At 55.5% G+C, this 21,979-nt stretch carries 18 protein-coding genes; 16 read left to right on the forward strand and 2 right to left on the reverse strand.

The genetic code is table 11. The features are described from left to right. Positions 1-17: 17 nt before the first annotated feature. From ACFFT4_RS13450 to ACFFT4_RS13475, 6 genes are all read left to right on the forward strand, one after another. Complete coding sequence (locus ACFFT4_RS13450) at positions 18-818, forward strand: AraC family transcriptional regulator (protein WP_378048378.1); 801 nt, start codon at positions 18-20, stop codon at positions 816-818. 124 nt (positions 819-942) lie between these two features. Further along, the gene (locus ACFFT4_RS13455) at positions 943-2,436 is read left to right on the forward strand and encodes an alpha-N-arabinofuranosidase (protein ID WP_378048379.1); all 1,494 of its coding nucleotides are present in this window, start codon (positions 943-945) and stop codon (positions 2,434-2,436) included. Beyond that, a complete protein-coding gene (locus ACFFT4_RS13460) occupies positions 2,433-2,738 on the forward strand; it encodes a DUF6171 family protein (RefSeq protein WP_378048380.1) in 306 nt (101 codons plus the stop codon). The genes ACFFT4_RS13455 and ACFFT4_RS13460 overlap by 4 nt, the downstream gene beginning before the upstream one ends. Before the next feature lie 324 nt (positions 2,739-3,062). Continuing rightward, positions 3,063-3,992 carry an ABC transporter permease gene (locus ACFFT4_RS13465; RefSeq protein WP_378048382.1) on the forward strand — a complete coding sequence of 310 codons (930 nt, stop codon included), beginning with the start codon at positions 3,063-3,065 and terminating at the stop codon, positions 3,990-3,992. 15 nt (positions 3,993-4,007) lie between these two features. Further along, positions 4,008-4,901, forward strand: coding sequence for a carbohydrate ABC transporter permease (locus tag ACFFT4_RS13470; RefSeq protein WP_378048385.1), 894 nt, complete (start codon positions 4,008-4,010; stop codon positions 4,899-4,901). Between the two features lie 70 nt (positions 4,902-4,971). After that, a complete protein-coding gene (locus ACFFT4_RS13475; RefSeq protein WP_378048387.1) occupies positions 4,972-6,576 on the forward strand; it encodes an extracellular solute-binding protein in 1,605 nt (534 codons plus the stop codon). Between the two features lie 298 nt (positions 6,577-6,874). Here ACFFT4_RS13475 and ACFFT4_RS13480 read toward each other — a convergent pair whose 3' ends face one another. Then, positions 6,875-9,100 (reverse strand): helix-turn-helix domain-containing protein, encoded by a 2,226-nt coding sequence (locus tag ACFFT4_RS13480; protein ID WP_378048389.1) that lies wholly within the window; start codon positions 9,098-9,100, stop codon positions 6,875-6,877. Positions 9,101-9,512: 412 nt separating this feature from the next. Here ACFFT4_RS13480 and ACFFT4_RS13485 point away from each other — a divergent pair, with 412 nt between their 5' ends. From ACFFT4_RS13485 to ACFFT4_RS13515, 7 genes are all read left to right on the forward strand, one after another. Next, entirely contained in the window at positions 9,513-9,986 is a 474-nt protein-coding gene (locus ACFFT4_RS13485) for a DinB family protein (protein ID WP_378048391.1), read from the forward strand. 117 nt (positions 9,987-10,103) lie between these two features. Beyond that, entirely contained in the window at positions 10,104-13,139 is a 3,036-nt protein-coding gene (gene lacZ / locus ACFFT4_RS13490) for a beta-galactosidase, LacZ type (RefSeq protein ID WP_378048443.1), read from the forward strand. Positions 13,140-13,322: 183 nt separating this feature from the next. Then, positions 13,323-14,003, forward strand: coding sequence for a FadR/GntR family transcriptional regulator (locus ACFFT4_RS13495; protein WP_378048392.1), 681 nt, complete (start codon positions 13,323-13,325; stop codon positions 14,001-14,003). Continuing rightward, positions 14,000-15,148, forward strand: coding sequence for a galactonate dehydratase (gene dgoD, locus ACFFT4_RS13500; RefSeq protein WP_378048394.1), 1,149 nt, complete (start codon positions 14,000-14,002; stop codon positions 15,146-15,148). Before ACFFT4_RS13495 ends, dgoD begins: the two co-directional genes overlap by 4 nt. A 10-nt stretch (positions 15,149-15,158) precedes the next feature. Next, complete coding sequence (locus tag ACFFT4_RS13505; RefSeq protein WP_378048395.1) at positions 15,159-15,527, forward strand: DUF488 domain-containing protein; 369 nt, start codon at positions 15,159-15,161, stop codon at positions 15,525-15,527. Between the two features lie 242 nt (positions 15,528-15,769). Continuing rightward, positions 15,770-16,888, forward strand: coding sequence for a GntR family transcriptional regulator (locus tag ACFFT4_RS13510; RefSeq protein WP_378048396.1), 1,119 nt, complete (start codon positions 15,770-15,772; stop codon positions 16,886-16,888). A 56-nt stretch (positions 16,889-16,944) separates the two neighbouring features. Beyond that, the gene (locus tag ACFFT4_RS13515; RefSeq protein ID WP_378048397.1) at positions 16,945-17,310 is read left to right on the forward strand and encodes a winged helix-turn-helix transcriptional regulator; all 366 of its coding nucleotides are present in this window, start codon (positions 16,945-16,947) and stop codon (positions 17,308-17,310) included. A gap of 75 nt (positions 17,311-17,385) precedes the next feature. Here the strand turns inward: ACFFT4_RS13515 and ACFFT4_RS13520 are convergent, their stop codons facing one another. Continuing rightward, on the reverse strand, positions 17,386-17,943 hold the full coding sequence (locus ACFFT4_RS13520) for an NAD(P)H-dependent oxidoreductase (RefSeq protein WP_378048399.1): 558 nt from the start codon (positions 17,941-17,943) through the stop codon (positions 17,386-17,388). 416 nt (positions 17,944-18,359) lie between these two features. On the opposite strand from ACFFT4_RS13520, the gene ACFFT4_RS13525 reads away from it, so the two are divergent. The 3 genes from ACFFT4_RS13525 (at position 18,360) to ACFFT4_RS13535 (ending at position 21,973) form a co-directional block, all read left to right on the forward strand. Further along, positions 18,360-19,691: an ABC transporter substrate-binding protein gene (locus ACFFT4_RS13525; RefSeq protein ID WP_378048401.1), complete on the forward strand. Its 1,332-nt coding sequence runs from the start codon at positions 18,360-18,362 to the stop codon at positions 19,689-19,691. A 76-nt stretch (positions 19,692-19,767) separates the two neighbouring features. Next, positions 19,768-21,060, forward strand: a complete 1,293-nt coding sequence (locus ACFFT4_RS13530) for a glycoside hydrolase family 125 protein (protein WP_378048402.1) — start codon at positions 19,768-19,770, stop codon at positions 21,058-21,060. A gap of 25 nt (positions 21,061-21,085) precedes the next feature. Then, positions 21,086-21,973, forward strand: a complete 888-nt coding sequence (locus tag ACFFT4_RS13535; RefSeq protein WP_378048404.1) for a carbohydrate ABC transporter permease — start codon at positions 21,086-21,088, stop codon at positions 21,971-21,973. Positions 21,974-21,979: the final 6 nt, after the last annotated feature.

Consider the following 21,979-nt stretch of genomic DNA (forward strand, 5'->3'; position numbering starts at 1 on the left):
GCGGGGAGGTTGCGAGCTTGCTGCCGTTTTATACGCACCGGCCGTATCGGCTGCATATGGGCGGCCATTTTCTGGCCGAGGAGCCCTGGTCCCATATGGCAAGAAAAATAACGGATTACGAGCTGCTGCTCGGGGTGTCCGAAATCGTCTACTTGGAGGTCGAAGGGGAGCGGTACGAGATCGGGCCGGGGGAGGCGATGATTTTGCGGCCGGGTCAGTTTCATCGAGGGTTCAAGCCCTCCTTGCCCGGCGTGTCGTTCTATTGGTTCCACTTCATGCAGCCCGAGGCGGACGGGCGCGATCCCGACGGCTTCCTGCCGCTGCACGCGAAATGCGCCAATCCGAACCGGCTGCACATTCTCGCGCGTCAACTGCTGCATGCGGCCAGCGGCGGTTACAGCCTGCCTCATGCCGGGGACTATTTTCTGACCTGCTTGTTGATCGAGCTGGCGGAGCAGGGGAGGCCTTCCAGTCCGGACCCCAAGCTCGCCGAGCTGCGGGAATGGATTCGGCTCCATGCTCTGGAAAAGCAATTTACGGTTGAGCGAATCGCGGCGTACAGCGGCTACAACAAGCAGTATTTGACGCGGATGTTCAAGCGCAACTTCGGCTCCGGCCTGCTGGATTACGTGCATTCCGTCAAGCTTGAGGCGGCCAAGCAGCTGCTTGCGGGCAGCAAACTGTATGTGAAAGAGGTGGCCGACCGGGTCGGCTTCGCGGATGAGAAACAGTTCGCCAAGTGGTTCAAGCGGCATTCGGGGGTCACACCGACTGCTTATCGCGAGGCTTTTACAAGGACGAGGTTAAACAACATTTGATGCGGCTGCGAAATTTCGGCAAAAAAGGTTTGCGATTTTAGCTGTCCGCTTTTATTATGGAATTGTAGTTAATGTATTTATGATTCAATTAATGAAAATATTATTCCTAAAGGAGAGGATTCAGATGGCCAACCGAATCGTCATTCACGCGGATCGGGCGAAGGGCACGATCAACCGCAACATTTACGGACACTTCTCGGAGCATCTCGGACGATGCATTTACGAAGGGCTCTGGGTCGGGGAGGATTCCCCGATTCCAAACACGGACGGCATTCGCAACGACGTACTGCAGGCATTGAAACAGCTCAAAATTCCGGTGCTGAGATGGCCGGGGGGCTGCTTTGCGGACGAATATCATTGGAAGGACGGCGTTGGCCCGAGAGAAGAGCGCAAGCGCATGGTTAACACGCATTGGGGCGGCGTCGTGGAAAACAATCATTTCGGAACGCATGAGTTTATGAGACTGTGCGAGCTGCTCGAATGCGAGCCGTACATTAACGGCAACGTAGGCAGCGGCACTGTACAGGAGATGTCCGAATGGGTCGAGTACTTAACGTTCGATGGCGTGTCTCCAATGGCCGAGTGGCGCAAGCGCAACGGGCGGGAACAGCCGTGGCAGGTGAAGTACTTCGGCGTCGGCAATGAGAACTGGGGCTGCGGCGGCAATATGCGTCCGGAATATTATGCGGATCTGTATCGTCAATTCCAAACCTATGTCCGCAGCTACGGGGACAACCGGATTCACAAAATCGCCTGCGGGCCGAGCGAGGGCGACTATCATTGGATGGAAACGCTGATGAAGCAGGCCCAGCGGTTTATGGATTCCATCACGCTGCACTACTACACGATTCCGGGCTCCTGGTCGGAGAAGGGCTCCGCCACCGGTTTTCCCGAATCCGAATGGACGATCACGCTGCGCAAGGCGCTGCATATGGAGGAGCTGATCGCAAGGCACTCCGCGATTATGGATCAGTACGACCCGGACAAGCGCGTCGGTCTGATCGTGGACGAGTGGGGAACGTGGTACGATGTCGAGCCGGGCACGAACCCGGGCTTCCTGTATCAGCAAAATACGATCCGCGACGCGCTTGTCGCCGGGATTACGCTGCACGTCTTCCATCGGCACAGCGACCGCGTCCGCATGGCGAATATCGCGCAGTTGGTCAACGTGCTGCAGTCTGTCGTTCTTACGGAAGGCGAGCGCATGCTGCTGACGCCGACCTATCATGTCTTCAATTTGTTTAAGGTTCATCAGGATGCGGAATTGCTGGACCTGCACGAGACGGTCGAGCAGATCGGAAGCGGTCAAGAAGCTTTGCCGCAAATTTCCGCGTCCGCTTCGCGAGATGCCGAAGGCCGCATCCACTTGAGTCTGTGCAATCTGGATCATCGGTCGGGCGCGAGCGTTGCCATCGAGCTGAGAGGATGGATCGAGGGCGACCTACAGGTCAAAGGCTCCCTTCTCGCTTCGGAGCGGACGGACGGCCACAATACGTTCGACAGCCCCGATCGGGTTGCGCCGGCCGCGTTTACCGATTTCGTCGTCGAAGGCAAGCAGTTGACGGCCAACCTGCCGCCGATGTCCGTCGCTGTTCTGGAGTTGACTGCGCGGCAATGAGGACGGGAACGGGCGGCGATTCGCCGTGCAAAGGCTGCCGGGACGACTATCGGGTGTCCGAGGAACGAATCGACAAGCTGCTGGCCGCGCCGATGTTTCGTCCCGACAGCGGCGTCTGCGTTCCGGACGACATTTATCAAGAGCGGCTGAACCTGTGCCGCGATTGCGCCAAGCTGGTCGGAGGGCATACGTGCGCGTTATGCGGGTGCTTCGTCAGAATCGCCGCCAAGTTCAAGGATAGAAGCTGTCCCGCGCCCGGAGGAGCAGGCTGGCGGCGGTATTCGAACGAAGCCCATTCATAGGACATAAGCCAAGAAGCTTTCGGCAGCTAAAATCGCACCGAACAAGCGACAGTGAAGGACGCAGGGTTGCGCGTCCCCAACTGTCGCTTTTTTTGGCGATTCGGCAAGCATAACCGGCCGAACAGCTGAACAAACCGGCTCCAGTGCAGAAATGTCAGATTCGTTCACTCTCCCGACCCCCGAAAAAGTCAATGATGAAACGGATTGTCACTATACCGGAATTTGCCGCTCTTCTATATTGGATTCAAGCAGGGGACAAACCAAGGAAAGGGACGAAAGCCAACGGGATTGCACCGGATGTCAATCAGAGGAAAGAGGGGAAACATGAACAAAACGAAAACAAGAGGGCTCTGGCACGAGCTGTACGCGAATCGGATTTTATTTCTCATGCTGCTTCCCGTACTCGTCTACTTTCTCATTAACAACTACGCGCCGATGATCGGAATTTATTATGCGTTCGTGCAGTTCGAGTTCAACACGAGCCTGTTCAATATGAGCTTCGTCGGGTTGAAAAACTTCGAATTTCTATGGAAGTCCGGGAAGCTGATCGAACTGACCGTAAATACGATCGGATACAATCTGGCGTTCATTATTCTCGGGAACGTGCTCTCGATTTCCGTCGCGGTACTGCTCAGCGAGCTCAAGGGCAAGTGGTTCAAGAAAATGACGCAATCGGTTCTGTTCCTGCCGTACTTCGTCTCCTTCGTCATTCTGAGCGTTATCGTGTTTAACCTGTTCAACTATGAACAAGGGGTGCTGAATACGGTGCTGGAGCGATTCGGAATCGCGCCGATAGACGTGTACAACAAGCCCGGGCTGTGGATCATCTTGATTGTCGTGTTTTATTTGTGGAAAAGCTTCGGCTACAGCATGGTCATCTATCTGGCTTCCATTACGGGCATTAGCGAGGAATATTACGAAGCGGCGCGAATCGATGGAGCCAACATGTTTCAGAGAGCGTGGAGCATCACCGTTCCGATGTTGAAAAGCACCTTCGTCATCCTGCTGCTGTTTTCGCTCGGTTCGATCATGAAGGGACAGTTCGATCTGTTCTACCAGATGGTAGGCAATAACGGTCTTCTGTACAGCACGACCGATATTCTCGACACTTACGTATACCGTTCACTCAAAGTTACGTTCGATATGGGGATGGCGACGGCCGCAGGGGTCTATCAGTCGCTGTTCGGTTTTGCGCTGATCATGGTCGTCAACGGTATCATTCGCAAGGTCAACAAAGAGTACGCTTTGTTCTAGAGGGGGAGGCAATCGATGAAGATCAGAGAAGACGGCTCCGCCGTATGGTTCCGCTTGCTCGCTTACGTCGTCGTGATCGGAGGCAGCATTCTGTGCATCCTGCCGTTCATACTCATTGTATCGGCGTCGTTGTCGAGCAACGAATCGATTTTGCAGGAAGGCTACAACATCATTCCGCGCAAATTTTCACTGGAAGGCTATCGGATCATTTTCAAGGTCCCGGACGAGGTTCTGCGAGCTTATGGCGTAACCTCGCTCGTTACCGTTATCGGTACGGCGCTTGGCCTGTTCATGATGACGATGGCCGGTTACGTGCTGCAGCGCAGAGACTTCAAGTATCGCAACTTTTTCTCCTTCGTCATCTACTTCACGACGCTGTTCGGGGGAGGACTTGTTCCTTACTATATTTTGATTACGGAATATTTGGAGTTTACCGACAGCATGTATGCGCTCATCTGGCCGTCGCTGATGACGCCGTTCCTGATCATCCTGATGCGAAGCTTCATCAGCTCCGCCGTCCCCGACGAGGTGACGGAATCGGCCAAAATCGACGGCGCCAACGATTTTCTGATCTATTACCGAATCGTGCTTCCGCTCGCCGTTCCCGGTCTGGCGACCGTGGGCCTGTTTCTGGCGCTGCATTACTGGAACGACTGGTTCTCGTCCGCGATGTATATTAACAGCCCTGAGAAGTACCAGCTGCAGTTCTACTTGTACAACATTATCAACACAGCCGATTTCCTGAGAAATATCGGGGCCGGAACCGGGATCGTTTTAACGGAAGGCGTGCCGACCGAATCGATGAAGATGGCGATGGCGATCGTCGTCACCGGACCGATTCTGCTGCTCTACCCGTTCATTCAGCGTTATTTCGTTAAAGGACTGACGATCGGGGCCGTTAAAGGTTAGAACCGCTCTCAGGGAGACCTGGGACTGGCTAACATATATAATTTAGAAGGAACGCAAAGGGAGGATTCACATGCCAGGAAAGTTGAAAAAATCGTCAGGTCTGATCTTATCCATCGTTCTGTTGTTATCGCTGATTACCGCTTGCAGCGGCAATAACAACAAGTCGTCGGAAAGCCCGTCCTCGTCGCAGGCGTCCAATTCGCCGTCGGCAGAGCCGTCCGGATCGTCCGAATCGCCGTCCGCAGAGCCTGCGGGCATCGACACCTCGAAGAAAGTGGAGCTTCAATTCTACATGCTCGGCAACGCGCCGAAGGACTTGGCCAAGATCGAAGCGGAAATCAATAAAATGGCGCTTGAGGATTTGAATGCGACGGTCAAGTTCAACTTTACGACGTGGACGGATTGGGATCAGAAGTACAAGCTGCTGTTGTCCACGGGTCAGAAGGTCGACTTGATCTTCACCGCCGAATGGACGCAATATCAGCAGTATGCGAAGAAAAAGGCGTTTATGCCGCTGGACGAGCTGCTTCCGAAGGCAGCGCCCGTCTTGAATCAATTCGTACCTCAGGATATGTGGGACGCGGTCAGAATCGACGGACAAATCTACACTGTGCCTGCTACCTACAAGGAGTATGTAACGGGCGGATTCGTATGGCGCGAAGATCTGCGTCAGAAATACGACCTGCCCAAGCCGGTCGATATGGCTACCTTCGAAGCCTATCTGGCGGGCATCAAGAAGAACGAGCCGAACATTCAGCCGGTGGCGATCGGTTCGGATGTCGCGGCGGCTTTGTCCGACTCTCATCTGGATATCGCCCGGGATATTGTAGGCCCTATGCCTTACGGGGTGTTTGCGCCTTACGGCAATCCGTCGCAGGTGACGAATTACTGGGGCTCCGCGGAGCATCTTGAGGATCTGAAGCTGTACAGAAGCTGGGCGGAAAAAGGCTATATCTCGAAAAACGAGCTGAACGTGAAGGATACGAACCAGGATAAACTTATCAATGGAACTACGGCGGCCATGCTGGGCGATAACCCCACCCGGTACAATCAAACGCTTAACAATATGAAGTCGCTTCATCCGGACTGGGAGCTCGGCTACCACCCGTACGGCTTGACCAAAGGCTATGCGACGCCGGTGCATCCGATTCATAACGGCTTCGCGATTCCGGCGCACAGCGAGAACGCGGAACGCGCGCTTGCCTTCTACGAGAAAATGGTAACGGACAAACGCTATAATCAATTGACGGAATACGGCATCGAGGGAGTCAACTACGAGGTCGAGAACGGCTATTATAAAATGCTTGGCAATGCCGACACGAACGGCTTCCTGAGAGAGAACATGCAGGGCTGGGCATGGCGCAATCCGGAATTTATGCTGTTCGAGCCCAGCTATGACGGAGTCCAGGCGATCTTCGACGAGCTGGACAAAATCCAGAAGCCGGACATCTACACCGGTTTTGCCGAGGATTATACGGAGTACCAGGCGGAGCGCGCCGCCTTGGAGCAGGTCGAGAAGCAGTATCTGTTCCCGCTGCTGGCCGGTCAGGTCGCGGACGTCGAGAAGGGGCTTGCCACGTTTATGGATAAAGCGAAGCAGGCGGGGCTCGAGAAGGTGCAGCAGGGTTACACCAATCAATGGCTGGCTTATCTGCAAGAAGCGGGAATCCAATAAACCTGACTCGACGCGGCGGATTCGGAGACTGAGGCTGTTTCGTTAAGTCATTAGAGGGTCCACCTATAAAATGATCTATTTATTACCATGGGGATATATCTCCTTCCGCTGCTGATACGGTCATGAAATTAAGAATGGATTAACCCGTGACAGGGTAATTTCATGACCGTATGAGGCAGGCGCTTCGCTCTACAGGAGATATATCCCCATTCTTTTTTCTATCATTTTAGTTGCCCTGGCTTACGAAGCAGCCCCATCCTGCATCTTTCGGAAGGAGATAGATGCGGCTTGTCCCTTTTTATCGTCCCGCTTTGCGAAATTCCGAAGGCGTAACGCCGTTGATCTTTTTGAAAATCCGGTGAAAATACGAGCTGTTTGTGTACCCTGTCCGCTCCGCGATTTCCGCGACCGAATGCTCCGATTGAATCAGAAGCTCCTTGGCCTTGTCCATGCGCACCTGGTTGATGCGATCCACGATATTGTTCAGCGTCTGATGGCGGTACACTCTGCTGATGTGATAAGGAGACATGTTGAGCTCCTCCGCGATATAATTCAGGCTTAAGTTCGGGTCGGCGTATTGCGTCTCGATCAGCTCGGTAATCCGGCGGGTCAGCTCCTCCTGCTTGCCGCTTCGTTTCTCCACAAGCCTGAGCTTCAGCACCTCGAACAGAGCGTAATACCGTTCCGTCAATTCCTCCAGCGTCTCGCATTCCGCAATATCCGGAATGGCTTCCGGTCCGAATCCGAGCTGCAGCGAGCCGTTTCGTTCGATTTCCGTAATCATATTCGTAAGCGAGACGGTCAGATGCTTGGCCGCCACATTGGCGATGACAGGCGGGTAATGGGCAGTTTCTTGCATTATTTCTTCAAAAAGCGCTTTAGCCTCGTCGTTTTTGCCGCCGATGAGGGCGTCGATCATTCTCTTCTCCTTGCCGACGGGGAACGCATAGGCGGTGCTGTCGGACAAATCCAGCCCGGAAGAGGCGATGATCGTATTCGTACCGAGAAAAAAGCGATGCTGAGACGCCGAATGCGCCTCCTTGAACAGGTAATGAAGCTCAAGCGGTTCGCTGCTGTACGGAGAATAGGCGACGGTTACGCTCAAATTTAGATACTCCTTGCACGCATGCTGCACTTCGCCAAACATCAGCTGCAGCTCGGGGCCGGGCAATTGTCCGCTCAGAGCGTTCATCATAAGTAGCAGGCCGTTCTCCTCCAGATCGACCGCCTCCACGCGCATAAACTTCGAGCAAATTTCCGACGCGATATTCATAATGGCGAATTTGTAGGTCAGCAAGTCGTTATGCCCCTGATCCTTAAGCTGTTTGAGCCCGTCGATCCGGATATGGGCGAGCATGTAGGGCCGGGTAAAGTCGAACGAAATGTTCAGGCTCTGCAATTTGTCCAACTGATATTCCGGATTAAAGTCCTTCATCTGGACGAGCTTCCGCAGCATATTCTGACGAACGGTGTAGCTGCTGTCGCGGCGTTCCGATTCCAGGGCCTCCACCCGGCTTTCGATTTTATGAATCGGAACGTACAGGAAGCGGGAGAGCAGCCAGGATAGCATCAGACCGACCCCCAGAATTACGGTGGCGATCTGCAAAGTCGTCGAGCGCACCTTCGTTACGGCTGCCGTGATCGCTTCATAGGGAGTAATTCTGACATACTGCCAGCCGTATTTGTCGGGCGAAGTGTACGTAATGAGCGATTTGACGCCTTCGAAATCGGCGATCGTATAGCCGGATTGATGGCTTTGAATCGTCTCCTTAATGAGTAAACGTTCCTCTTGTCCCCACTGCACTTCCGATAACTCGCCGACGGACAGAATGTTGTCCTGATCGTCGATAAAATAATTTTTGCTCGCGCCCTGGAAATTGTCGATTCCCAAATCGTAATTCACCCAATCGGCGGATACGTTGACGATAATCGCCGAGTTGATCTTCCGGTCGAAGCCGATGGCGTCATACAGGAGATACGTGAAAGCGCCTCTGGGGGACTGCTCCTCCCCTTTGTAATGAAAGGTTCTGGGGATTGGCGTAAACGGCTTAAACTCGTGAAAGTTTTCCACGATCTCGTTGATCCCCGATTCTTCCACGAGACTCTCGGGTGTCAGACCGCGCTGCTGTCCTTCGCGAGAAACGATATAATATCCCGCATCCGGATGGTAGACGTAGATGGATTGGATGAAGGGCATCGTGGCCAAGTAACCGTCCAGATCGAGCATGGCCGCCTGAATATCGAAGGCATCCGGCGCTTTGTAGTAGAGCAGCTTGGCGATCGTGCCGTTGCGATAAATTTGCGAGGAGACCGTCAGCGCATTGTCGCTCGTTCGGGCGACGGTCTGGCTTGTCTGCCGCAAATGATTCAGATCGGACTGGAACGTTTCCTTCTGCAAGATCCGGGCGAACGCATAATAGTAGACGTAGGAGGCGATAACGAGCGCCGCAACGATGCATAGCGTAATTCCGATCAGGATTCGCGTGTACAGCTTTCGATTGCGGCTCATTTTTTTGAGATTCATGGCGGCCTCCCTTTGTACGAAAATGGAGATGAACGGTACGATTTCGATTTATTATAGCTTGATCGGCCTATGCACAACAGTGGAACGATCAGGCAGGCATGAATTTTCGCGGCTTTTGGTTGTGAACATATTTGCGGTTGCTGATTTTATTTGCGGTTTGTCGGAGCGGCGGGCGGCTCGGCTTCCTTAATGTGCGGCGGTAACAGACTTCATAATCGTTCATGCCGATAAGCTCGGATTGTTCACATAAAGCAAGAGGTTGATCTGGAATCGCTCCGCCTTATGCTTTATACTTCGGTTGCATGCCCATATGCTGAGGTTTGCTGCGGCTTTGCTTTACTGGCGCTATAATACGAGAGGAAGGCATATTCGCGCATGGAATCGGATAAGCCGTTTTCAGAGGAGGCAGGCCATGAACTATGATTTTAACAGAAGCTGGCTTTCGAACAAGTTCGAAGAATTAAGAAGACGTATCCTGAAAGCTCTTCAACAGCTTAGCGACGATCAAGTCAATTGGAGACCGGACGGCGCGAGTCATAGCATATCGACGCTGCTCAGGCATGTTGACGGCAATATTCAAGAAAGAATTATGAAAGGAATTTTGGGCCGCGACATTCACAGAAATCGTAAAGACGAATTCGAACCGATCTATATGACAAGGCCCGAGTTGGAAAAGCTGGTTCAAGACCGTTTCGAGCTGGTGATTGTTACCGTCAACACGATCGCCGATGAACAACTGGAGCAGAAGCAACGGGTTAGAAACCGAGAACGGACAAATCTGGATATGCTGCATCAATGCGCTGCGCATTACTCCGAGCACATGGGACAAATTTTTTATATCGCGAAGCAAATGCTGCAAGAAAATTATAAATCCACGTCCATATAGTGGCATCCGCGATCTGTAACGATGAAAGTTCATCATGGGAAAAATGAGGGATAACGAGTGGGAGAAAGTGTGAAAGAGAGAGTGGCAGAGAGAGTCAGGGAGAATGCGAGAGAAAGCATGCCCAGTCTGGCGTGGCTCAGCGACGTCGGCGTGTATCAGGTCAATCGGCTCGACGCGCATTCCGACCATCGCTATTACGCAACGATGGAAGAAGCCGAAGCGGGCGGCGCAATGCCGCTGCGTCATTCCTTAAACGGGACCTGGAAATTCAGCTATGCCGCGAATCCGGCCAGCCGAGCCGAAGATTTCTACCGGCCCGACTTCGACTGCGGGGGCTGGGACGACATCGAGGTGCCCGGCCACATCCAGCTGCAGGGCTGGGGGCGGCCGCAGTACGTCAATACGATGTATCCGTGGGACGGCCTGGACGGGTTAAGACCCCCTGACGTTTCGCAGACGTCCAACCCGGTCGGCAGCTATGCGACGACGTTCGAGCTTCCCATGAGCATGAAGGATCGCCCTGTGTTTATTTCTTTTCAAGGGGTGGAATCGGCTTTCTATGTGTGGCTGAACGGCGAGTTCGTCGGGTACGGCGAAGACAGCTTCACGCCGTCCGAATTCGACCTGACTCCTTACGTGCGGGAAGGCGACAACAAGCTGGCGGTGGAAGTCTATCAGCGGAGCACGGGGAGCTGGCTGGAGGATCAGGACTTCTGGCGCTTCTCCGGCATTTTTCGCGATGTGTACCTTTATACGATTCCGGGCGTCCATGTCCGGGACCTGTTCGTGCGCGCGGACCTGGACGATACCTATACGACGGGGCTGCTGAGCGCAGATCTCCTGCTGGAAAATGCCCCTCTCGCGCCCAGGGCCGCTGCCAAGCTGGAATTAAAGGACGCAGCTGGCGCCGTCGTAGCGACGGGGACGGGCGAATTCGCAGGCGGCAGGTTAAAACTGTCGCTGGACGTCGGACGCGTGGAGCGGTGGAGCGCGGAAAACCCGTACTTATACAAAGCCTGCATTTCGGTCTATAACGGGCAGGGCGAGCTGGCGGAGGCGATCGTTCAGAACGTCGGCTTCCGGCGTTTCGAGATGAAGGACAAGCTGATGTGCCTGAACGGCGAGCGCATCGTGTTCAAGGGAGTTAACCGCCACGAGTTCAACTGCAGGAGAGGCCGAGCGATTACGCGGGAGGATATGCTGTGGGACATCGCGACGCTCAAGCGGAACAACATCAACGCGGTGCGGACGTCGCACTACCCGAACCAGACGCTGTGGTATGAGCTGTGCGACGAATACGGCGTGTATGTGATCGACGAGATGAATCTGGAATCGCACGGTTCCTGGCAGAAGATGGGGGCGGTCGAGCCTTCGTGGAACGTTCCCGGCAATCGTCCGGAATGGCGCGATATCGTCATGGACCGGGCGCGCTCGATGCTGGAGCGGGACAAAAACCATCCTTCGATCCTGATCTGGTCCTGCGGCAACGAATCGTACGCGGGGGAAGTGATTTTGCAGGTGTCGAACTACTTCCGGGAGGCCGATCCCGGCCGTCTCGTGCATTACGAAGGCGTGTTCCATAATCGCGAGTACGACGAGACGAGCGATATGGAGAGCCGTATGTACGCCAAGCCGGCCGATATCGAAGCGTACTTGCAGGCCGATCCGGCCAAGCCGTACATCAGCTGCGAATATATGCACGCGATGGGCAACTCGGTCGGCGGCCTGCACAAATACACGGAGCTGGAAAACAAATATCCGATGTATCAAGGCGGCTTCATTTGGGACTACATCGACCAGGCGCTGGTGAAAAAGGATCGTTACGGACGGGAGTTTCTGGCGTATGGCGGGGATTTCGAGGACCGGCCGACCGATTACAGCTTTTGCGGCAACGGCATCGTGTACGCGGATCGGACCGTGACGCCGAAAATGCAGGAGGTCAAGTTCCTGTACCAGAATTATAAGCTGGCGCCATCCGCGAACGGCGTAAAGATCGTCAACGAAAGCCTGTTTGCGGGAACGGACGGATTAAGCCTGGTCTACCGTCTTTATTATGAAGGAACGGAGATTGCTTCCGGCCGGGCGGAGGTGTCAGTCCCGGCGCAGACTTCGGCTTTCGTGCCGTTCGGGCTGCCGGACGTGTCGGATAAGCCGGGAGAGTATTGGATCGACGCCTCGCTCGTGCTTGCGGAAGCGACCGCCTGGGCGGAAGCCGGCTTCGAGATCGCCTTCGGACAGACGACGTTCCTCGTGCCCGGAGCGGAGAAGCCTCTTCCGGAAGGGCCGCTTCGCGTCGTCGAAGGCGACGTGAACATCGGGGTCGCCGGGAACGGGTTTGCCGTGTTGTTCTCCAAGCAAGCGGGCTCGTTGGTTTCGCTTCGTTACGGCAGCAGGGAGATGATCGCGGTTCCTCCGTATCCGCAGTTCTGGAGAGCGACAACCGATAACGACAAGGGCGTCTCGCTGGCCTATTCGGCGGGAGCGTGGCTCGCCGCCACCGCGGCCCGCAAATGCGACGGCGTCCTCCTGAGCGAGGAGAAGGGAACCGTTACCGTGAGCTTCGACTACATCTTCGGCATCGGCGCGGACGTGCGGGTCGCCGTCGCTTATACCGTATTCGCGGACGGAAGCGTACGGGTGCGTTCGAAGTATCGGGGGGCGGCCGGATTGCCGAACCTGCCGATGTTCGGGTTATCCTTCAAGCTGTCCGCCGACTATGACGAAACCGAGTGGTACGCGATGGGCCCGGAGGAAAATTATATCGACCGCGTCCACGGAGCGCGACTGGGCACATTCAGGCGCAAGGTTACCGAGCTGGCGTCGCGTTACCTGGTGCCGCAGGAGTCGGGCAACCGAACCGGGGTTCGCCGCGTGCGCCTAACGGATGCGACCGGCGCCGGGCTGGAGCTGAACGCTTCGCTGTCCACCCCGGTAGAGTGCAGCGTTTCTCATTATACGGCGCTGGAGCTCGAAAACGCGGCGCATCCGTGGGAGCTGCCGCAGCCGCATTACACGGTCGTAACCGTGGCGGGACGGCAAATGGGCGTCGGAGGCGACGACAGCTGGGGCGCGCCCGTGCACCGGGAATATCAAATCCCGGCGGACGGAGAGCTGGCGTTCGAATTCACTTTAAGCCGTGCGACACCGCGATAAAAACATGAAATAAGAAGCTCGCCATAACGGCTTCCCGCCGCGGCGAGCTTCTTTTTTGACGGCGCGGATTGTCGGGCATTTTCGTCAGGGGCGATATCGGGTTGACACAATGAATATAAAGATATTATCTTATATGTATAAAGATCATATCTATACGGACGGAGGCCAAGATACGGGAGCAATATGAAAAAGCTGGCCCACGAAGAAATTTTGAAGCGAATGGAAGAGAACATCCGCACCGGCGAATGGAAGCCGGGGGAAAGGCTGCCGACGATGCAGCAATTGGCCTCGCGCTACGGGTACAGCTTGACGTCGGTGCGGGAGGCGCTGCGCGTGCTGGAGAGCCGGAGGCTTGTCAGCATCGAGCACGGCAGAGGCATATTCGTCGCCAACGATCCGGATCTGCTGGGCGATCCGACCGGGCGGCTGCGGGGGATGGAGACGCATTCGCTGCTTCAGCTGCTGGAAGCGCGCCTGGCGATAGAGCCGGAGCTGGCCGCTTATTGCGCGGTGCGCGCGACCGTCCCGCAAGCCCGGCTCATCCGCGAGCTGGCCGACCGGATGGAGGCGCAGATGGAAGCCGGCGAGGATCATTTTGCGACCGACGTGCAATTCCATCGGGAAATTGCGGACGCCGCCGGCAATCCGCTGCTGGCGCAGATGCTGAGCGTTGTCGCGGACTTATCCGCGCAGGGGAGAAGAGAGACGGACAAGCTGCCGCATATGCGGGAGAAGGCGGCCGGCTATCACAGGCTGATCGCCATCGCCATTCAGGAGAGACAGGCGGATCAGGCGCGAGCGTTGATGAAGGCCCACATTCAAGACATGCTGAACGCGATTCAAGCGAGAGGGAGAGACGCATGAAAATTACAAAAATGGAAACGTTCGTCGTACCGCCAAGATGGTTGTTCCTGAAAATCGAGACCGACGAAGGGATATCCGGTTGGGGAGAGCCGATCGTCGAAGGCAAGGCGCATACGGTGAAGGCGGCGGTCGAAGAGCTGAGCGGCTACTTGATCGGGCAGAACCCGCTCGATATCGAGGATCATTGGCAAGCGATGTACCGGGGCGGCTTCTACCGCGGAGGTCCCATTCTGATGAGCGCGATCGCCGGGATCGACCAGGCGCTGTGGGACATCAAGGGCAAATTCCATCAAGCTCCGATCTATCAGCTTATGGGCGGAGCCTGCCGCAAATCGATGAAGGTGTACTCCTGGATCGGGGGAGACCGGCCTTCCGACGTCGGGGAGGCGGCCGTGCGCGCGCAGGCGGCGGGGTTTACGGCCGTTAAAATGAACGCGACCGAGGAGCTGCAATACGTCGACAGCTACGAGAAAATCGATCAGGTGCTGGAGAGAGTGGCGGCGGTGAGGACGGCGGCCGGTCCGCATTTCGGCATCGGCATCGATTTTCACGGAAGGGTCCATAAGCCGATGGCCAAAATATTGGCGAAGGAGCTGGAAGCCTACCGCCCGCTGTTCATCGAAGAGCCGGTGCTGCCGGAAAACAACGAAGCGCTGCGGGACATCGCGAACGCGACGCACATTCCGATCGCCACGGGAGAGAGGATGTTCTCGCGGTGGGATTTCAAGAGTCTGCTCTCGGACGGATACGTCGATATTATCCAGCCGGACGTGTCCCATGCGGGCGGCATTACGGAGTGCAAGAAAATCGCGAGCATGGCGGAAGCGTACGACGTGGCGCTGGCGCCGCATTGCCCGCTCGGACCGATCGCGCTGGCGGCCTGTCTGCAGGTGGACGCGACCTGCCACAACGCCTTTATCCAGGAGCAAAGCTTGGGCATCCATTACAACCAGGGCAACGATCTGCTCGATTATATCACCGATCCGTCGGTGTTCGCCTACACGGACGGACATGTCGCGATCCCGGCCGGCCCGGGGCTCGGCATCGAGATCGACGAAGCGCATGTTCGCAAGATGGCGGAGGTCGGACACAACTGGAAAAACCCGCTTTGGCGCCATGCGGACGGCAGCGTCGCGGAGTGGTGAAAAGGACGTTATGGGACAGTTCAAAATCAAACGGGTATACGAAGCTGCGAACGACGAAGACGGAGTCAGGGTTCTGGTTGACCGGCTATGGCCGCGAGGCATGACGAAGGAACGAGTCGGCGCGGAGGCGTGGCTGAAAGAAATCGCGCCCACCCCGGAGCTGATCCGCTGGTTCGGTCATCGGCCGGAACGGTTCGAGGAATTCCGGGAACGCTATTTGGCCGAATTGAAAAGCGGCTCCGCCGCGCCCCACCTTAACCGTCTGCGCTCATGGGCGAAGGAACGGGACGTCACGCTGCTGTACGGCGCCAGAGACGAGCGGCATAATCAAGCGATCGTGCTCAAACGCTATCTGGAAGATTCGGCGGACTACTGTTGACGGCGGCCGGGCAGGAAGGGGCGAGGATCGATGGAAAGGCAGAGGGAGATGCTTCTGCGTTTTCATCGATCCTCTTGCGCCCTCATGATCCAGCCATAGAACCACTCCCCCACGTAACGCCGCCCTTCCGGCATTTGCTTCAACATCCCCTCCCACGCATTTCGCGGCAATGAAATTCAACTTGATAGGTTTCATGATTTTAGGTATAGTTGATATATCATGATACATCAAGGGATGGTAAAATGGACGGTCCACTGTACGAGCAAATCTACCACTATCTGCTGGAAAAAATCAAAAGCGGAGAGCTGCCCCGGGGAGGGCGAGTCCCGTCGGAGAAGGAATTGGCCGACCAGTTCAACGTCAGCCGCATCACCTCGAAGAAGGCGCTCGAAATGCTGTCCGCGGACGGCCTGATCGAGCGCGTGCAGGGCAAAGGCTCCTTCGTCGCCGATACGCTGCCCGAGCCGGAGCTGATTCAGGGAACGCGGCAATCGTACCCGCAGAGCTGGAAGCTGGTCGGCCTCATTCTGCCCGACTTCGCCGATTCTTACGGATTGCGGATGATCCACGGCGTCGAGGAGCGGCTGTCCGAGCTGGGCTGTCGCATGCTGATGAAAATAACGTACGACAAGCGGGAAGAAGAGGAAGAGGCGATTCGCTCGTTCCTTCAGCTTGGCGTAGACGGCTTTATTATTTTCCCCGTTCACGGCGAGCATTACAATTCGGAGCTGCTTCGCCTCGTGCTGGACAAGCATCCGCTCGTATTCATCGACCGCTACTTGAAGGGATTGGCCGCATGCTCGGTGTATACGGACAACCGTCTGGCGGCGTTCGAGCTGACGCAGCACCTGCTTGACCGGGACCATACGGAGATCGGCTTTATTACGCTGCCTGCGGAAAATACGTCGACGATCGAGGACCGCATTCAAGGCTATACCGACGCGCTGATCCAGCGCGGGCTGCGGATGAATCCGCAGCATCTGATGACGAACCTGTTCAGCTCGGTCCCTCGTTCGTTCGAGGAGCGCAACGTGCAGGTCGACTTTGCCAATGTGAAAAAATTCGTGGAAATGAACCCGGATCTGACCGCGTTCGTCGCCGTCGAGTACAACCTGGCGCTCATTCTGCGGGAGGTGCTGCTGTCGATGGGCAGACGCATTCCCGAGGATTGCAGCATCGTCTGCTTCGATTCTCCGCACAGTCCGTTCAACAAGCATTTGTTCACGCATGTCAGTCAGGACGAATTCGCGATGGGGCGCAGCGCCGCGGACCTGCTGCAGATGCAATGGGATATGAAGGAGATTCCCTTTAACAACACCGTTCCGTTCGAGATCGTGCAGGGCGATTCGACGACGGCGTAATCCGGCGCCCACGCCGGGTTTGAAGCCTGTTCCATACCGAAAGGAGAGTGTGAATCGTGCGCGAGACCTCTATTCCAACCGGCGTGAAACTGAACGAAACCGGCTTTGGATACACGTTGTCCTTAATAGGCGGCAAATATAAAATGATCATTATGTATTGGCTGTTTGAAAATAAAGTCATGCGCTTTAACGAACTGAATCGATGTATCGGCAACATCTCCTTTAAAACGCAAAGCGTCATGTTAAAGGAGCTGGAGGCGGACGGGCTGATCATCCGCAAGGAATTTCCCCAAATCCCGCCAAAAGTCGAATATTCGTTGTCTGAAAGCGGCCTTTCGCTTCTTCCATTGTTAAATATGATGTGCGAGTGGGGCGAGAAAAACAGTCCGCCCGCTCTGAAGGCTGTACAGCGGCAGGCGTAATTGTTCCGTTTAAATGGCCAAGAAGTATCTCCCGAACAGGAAATACTTCTTTTTTTATAACCGCATGGCTGATGATTACAGCCTGTCGAGAAAACACAAATAATCCAGCGCGGATTTTTCCAACTCGAGTTCAGACTTGTCTTTATCAAGCGTATTTTCACCGGACTCGTTTTCTGAACCGTAATACGCGAAAAACGAACGATAATTTGCATGGCAGTATCGGAAGGTGGTTTCAAAAGGAGATAATAAATAACTAAGCGGATAGCGATAACGTCCATCTTCACTATAATCTTCTTTTCTGCTTCCGGCGGATACAGCCAAGGCAGCTTTGCGATTCTTTAATTTATCGCCTCCATTTGAACCAAACGCCCATCCATAAGTGAAAACGTCGTCAAGCCATTTTTTAAGAAGAGGCGGGCAATTAAACCAATATACAGGGAACTGCAACACAAGATTGCCATGTGATTCGATCCGTTCTTGTTCCTTTTTCACGTCTATGTTTCCATCGGGGTAAATCTTGTGCAATTCGTGAACCGTGTATTTTTCGGGATATTTTTTGAGTTGTTCCACCCATCGTTTATTCACGACTGAAGTTTCTAGGTTTGGGTGTGTCACGATAACAAGAGTTTTCAATCATTCGTCCTCCTTATCTCTTCCATAGCCTCCCGGCATTCGCCGAAGCAGACGGGGCAAGGGTTTCTTTGAATCGATCAGCCTGCTCTCCTCTTGCTTTTCGTAAGAGTTTTATTTCCTTCCTCGAGTATAAAGAGTGTGTTTTTAATTTATAAGTACGCACTTTTGGGACAGGTACTGTTGTAAAGGTGAGTGCCGCCTTCAGCCTGGATATCGAATTTTGATCACGCCGTATCAGGATTGCACTCCCTTGAGAAACTAGGACTGATACCGTTTGTCGTCGAATGGCGAATCAGATGAGAAAATCATTATGTTGATATGTTTATTTCTTATAAAATTTATGTTGACATATTATGTTGTCGGAATTAATATATTATGTGTAAGCGCTTAATAACTTGGATAAGGGGCTGTCGAAAATGAAAAAGTGGATAGGCATCCTATTAACCTGCGCCATGGTGCTTGCGGTATTGGCCGGGTGCAGCGGAAACAACAACGGCGGCAACAGCGGCAACGGAGGAGGAGCGGCTTCGCCTTCGAACGGGGGAGGCCAGTCGAGCTCCGGAAGCGGCGACGTTGTCGAGCTTACGTTCTGGGGAGACTGGGGCGGCGAAGGGCAGACGCAGTTCGAGACGATGGTCGACGCGTTCAACAAGTCGCAGGACAAAATTCGCGTGAAATATGTGCTGCAGCAGGATATGATCACGAAGTTTCTGACGGCCGCGACTTCCGGCGGCTCGCCCGACGTGATGTTCTGGGACCGCTGGCGGACGAACCTGTACGCGCCGAAGAACGTTCTCCACCCGATCGACGAATACATGGCCCGGGACGGCATCTCCACGGCGGATTATTACGACGAGGCGCTCAAGGAGCTGTCCCACGACGGCAAGCTGTACGGCCTTCCGCTGACGGTGGACGCGCGGGCGCTGTTCTACAACAAGAAGATGTTCGCGGACGCGGGACTTCAGCCTCCGACCAACTGGGAAGAGCTGGCGACCGCAGCCAAGGCGCTGACCAAATGGAACGGCGACAAACTGGAAGTGGCGGGCTTCTCGCTCGGCGACGCCGGATTGTTCAACATGTATCTCCAGCAGGCGGGCGGCCAGATGCTGAACGCAAGCAACGACGCCACCGATTTCAACAACGATAAAGGCTTGTCCGTCCTGAACCTCTGGGATCGGCTGCTGAATCAGGACAAAGTGTACAAAATCGGCTTCGAGCAAGGCTTGGGCGAAGGCACCGACGCTTTCGTAACCGGCAAGCTGGCCATGAACTATACGGGACCGTGGATGTTAAGCACTTATAAGAAATACGGTCAGGATCTCGATTTCGGCATCGTTCCGCCTCCGGCCGGACCGAACGGAGACAAGGGAAGCGTCATGGGCGGCTTCGGTCTCGTCATCGGCGAAGGCTCCAAGCACAAGGAAGAAGCGTGGGAATTCGTCAAATGGTGGCTCGCGAACAAGGACAACGTACTGCTGTGGGCCAAGACGAGCTTGAACATTCCGGGCTACAAGCCGGCGCTCGAAGATCCGTTCTTCAAGGACGATCCTTCGTGGCAGCCGTTCCTGGATACGCTCGATTTCGCCAAAATCCGGCCGCAGCATCCGGGCTACTCTATTATGGAAGGCGACGGCCTCGTGCCGAACCTGCAATTGTTCCTCGAAGGCAAGCAGGATGCGGCGACGACGCTTAAGAAAGCGCAGGAGCAGGGCGATCGGCTGCTGAAGGACAATGCGGACGTGAAGTAAGCGGCTGCCAAAAAAGGAGAGGGAGGCTCGCCTCCCTTTTCTCTTATAGAGAGGCGACATAAGGGAGTGGGATACGATGGTTCAATCGACAGACCTGCTGGAAGCTTTGCAGCAGTGGATCGTCTCGGTACAGCGGCAAATGCCGCATCGTCCGAAGACGCAGGAGATGTTCGACGCTTGCATGCGCAATACGATCGAGACGACGTTCCGCAGGCTGCAGGACGGCACGACGTTCGTCATTACGGGAGATATCCCGGCGATGTGGCTCAGAGATTCGGCGGCGCAGGCAAGACCTTATTTGCTGCTGGCAAAGTCCGCGCCGGAATTCGAACGCCTGCTGCTGGGAGTCGTGGAGCGGCAGCTGGGTTACGTCGTTCACGATCCGTACGCGAACGCGTTTAACGAAACCGCGAACGGTCATGGCCATCAGGACGACGAGACCGACATGAGTCCTCTGGTCTGGGAGCGCAAATACGAGATCGATTCGCTGTGTTATCCGCTTCACCTGGCTTACCTGCTTTGGAAAAACGCCGGAACGACCGCGCAGTTCAACGGCACGTTTCGCAAGGCGGCGGCTCTGATTATCGAGCTGTGGAGGAAGGAACAAAACCACGAACAAGACTCGGACTATCGCTTCGTCAGAAGAAACTGTCCGGTTACCGATACGCTGTCCCGCGACGGCAAGGGTTCGCCTGTCGGCCGAACGGGCATGACCTGGTCCGGTTTTCGGCCGAGCGACGACGCCTGCGATTACGGTTATCTGATTCCCTCCAACATGTTCGCGGTCGTGGCGCTGCGCGAGTTGGCCGAGATCGCGGAGCGGGTGTTGGGAGACGCAGCGCTGCGGGCCGATGCCGAGAGGCTGGCGTCGGAGATCGATGCCGGCATACGCGCCTATGGCATCGTGAACCATCCGCAGTTCGGCGACATTTATGCCTACGAGACGGACGGGCTGGGCGGGTACCAGCTGATGGACGACGCCAACGTGCCGAGCCTGCTCTCGATTCCGTATCTCGGCTATGCGGACAATGACGATCCGACGTATGTCCGGACAAGGAACTTTATTTTGAGCGAGCACAATCCTTACTTTTTCTCGGGGAAAGAAGCGGCGGGTATAGGCAGTCCGCATACCCCGCATCGCTATATTTGGCCAATCGCGCTGGCGATGCAGGGATTGACGGCGCGGGAGCCCGAGGAGAAGCTGAGACTGCTCGACCTGCTGGAGCGCACCGACGGAGGCGCCGGCATGATGCACGAAGGCTTCGATGCGGACGATGCGTCGAAGTATACGAGGCCGTGGTTTTCATGGGCGAACATGATGTACTGCGAACTCGTGCTGGACGTATGCGGCATTCGCGTAGCCGGATGAATTCGAGGAGAAAGGAAGAGCGCACATGTTTCGATCCCGCAAGCTGCACGCCCATCAGGCGCGCATGGCGTACCTGTTCATCTCGCCGGCCATTTTGCTGTTCTCCGTTTTTACCGTCATTCCGGTGTTCATGGCCTTTTACCTGAGCTTTACGAATTACGACGTGCTGAGCCGGATGGACTGGATCGGGCTGGACAATTATCGGAAGCTGTATACGGACAGCCTGCTGTGGCAGACGTTCCGTAACGTGCTGTTCTATACCGTCATATTCGTGCCGCTGAACATTCTGACTTCGCTGCTGATCGCGCTGCTGCTGAACAAGGCGGTCCGGGGCGTCAAAGTGTTCCGCACGCTGAACTACTTGCCGACGCTGACGTCTGCGGTCGCCGCGGCGACGGTATGGCTGTGGGTGCTGCACCCGGAATTCGGCCTGTTGAACGGCTTCCTGTCCTACTTCGGCGTCACCGGTCCGGCTTGGCTGTCGGAGACGAGAACGGCGATGGCCTCCGTCATTATGGTGACGCTGTGGCAGGCGGTCGGGTCCAACATGGTCATCTACTTGGCCGGTCTTCAGGGCGTGCCGGACTACCTGTACGAATCGGCCAAGCTGGACGGCGCGAACGCGGTTCAGCGCTTTCGCTACATTACATGGCCGCAGCTCAGGCCGACGACGTTCCTTGTCAGCACGATGTCGATTATCGGCGCTCTGCAGCTGTTCGACCAGGCGTTCGTGCTGACCCAGGGCGGACCGGCGAACGCGACGAAGACGCCCGTGTATCTCATCTACCAGCAGGGCTTTAACCAGCTGCAGATGGGCTACGCTTCGGCCCAGGCGTTCGTGCTGGCGCTGGCGATTCTCATTTTCTCGCTGATCAACATGCGGCTGTCCAAAGCGGAAGAGCCGATCGTATAGGGGGGT

Origin of the sequence: Cohnella cellulosilytica (assembly GCF_042431195.1) — a bacterium.
In the GTDB taxonomy this organism is placed as follows: Bacteria; Bacillota; Bacilli; order Paenibacillales; family Paenibacillaceae; genus Cohnella; species Cohnella cellulosilytica.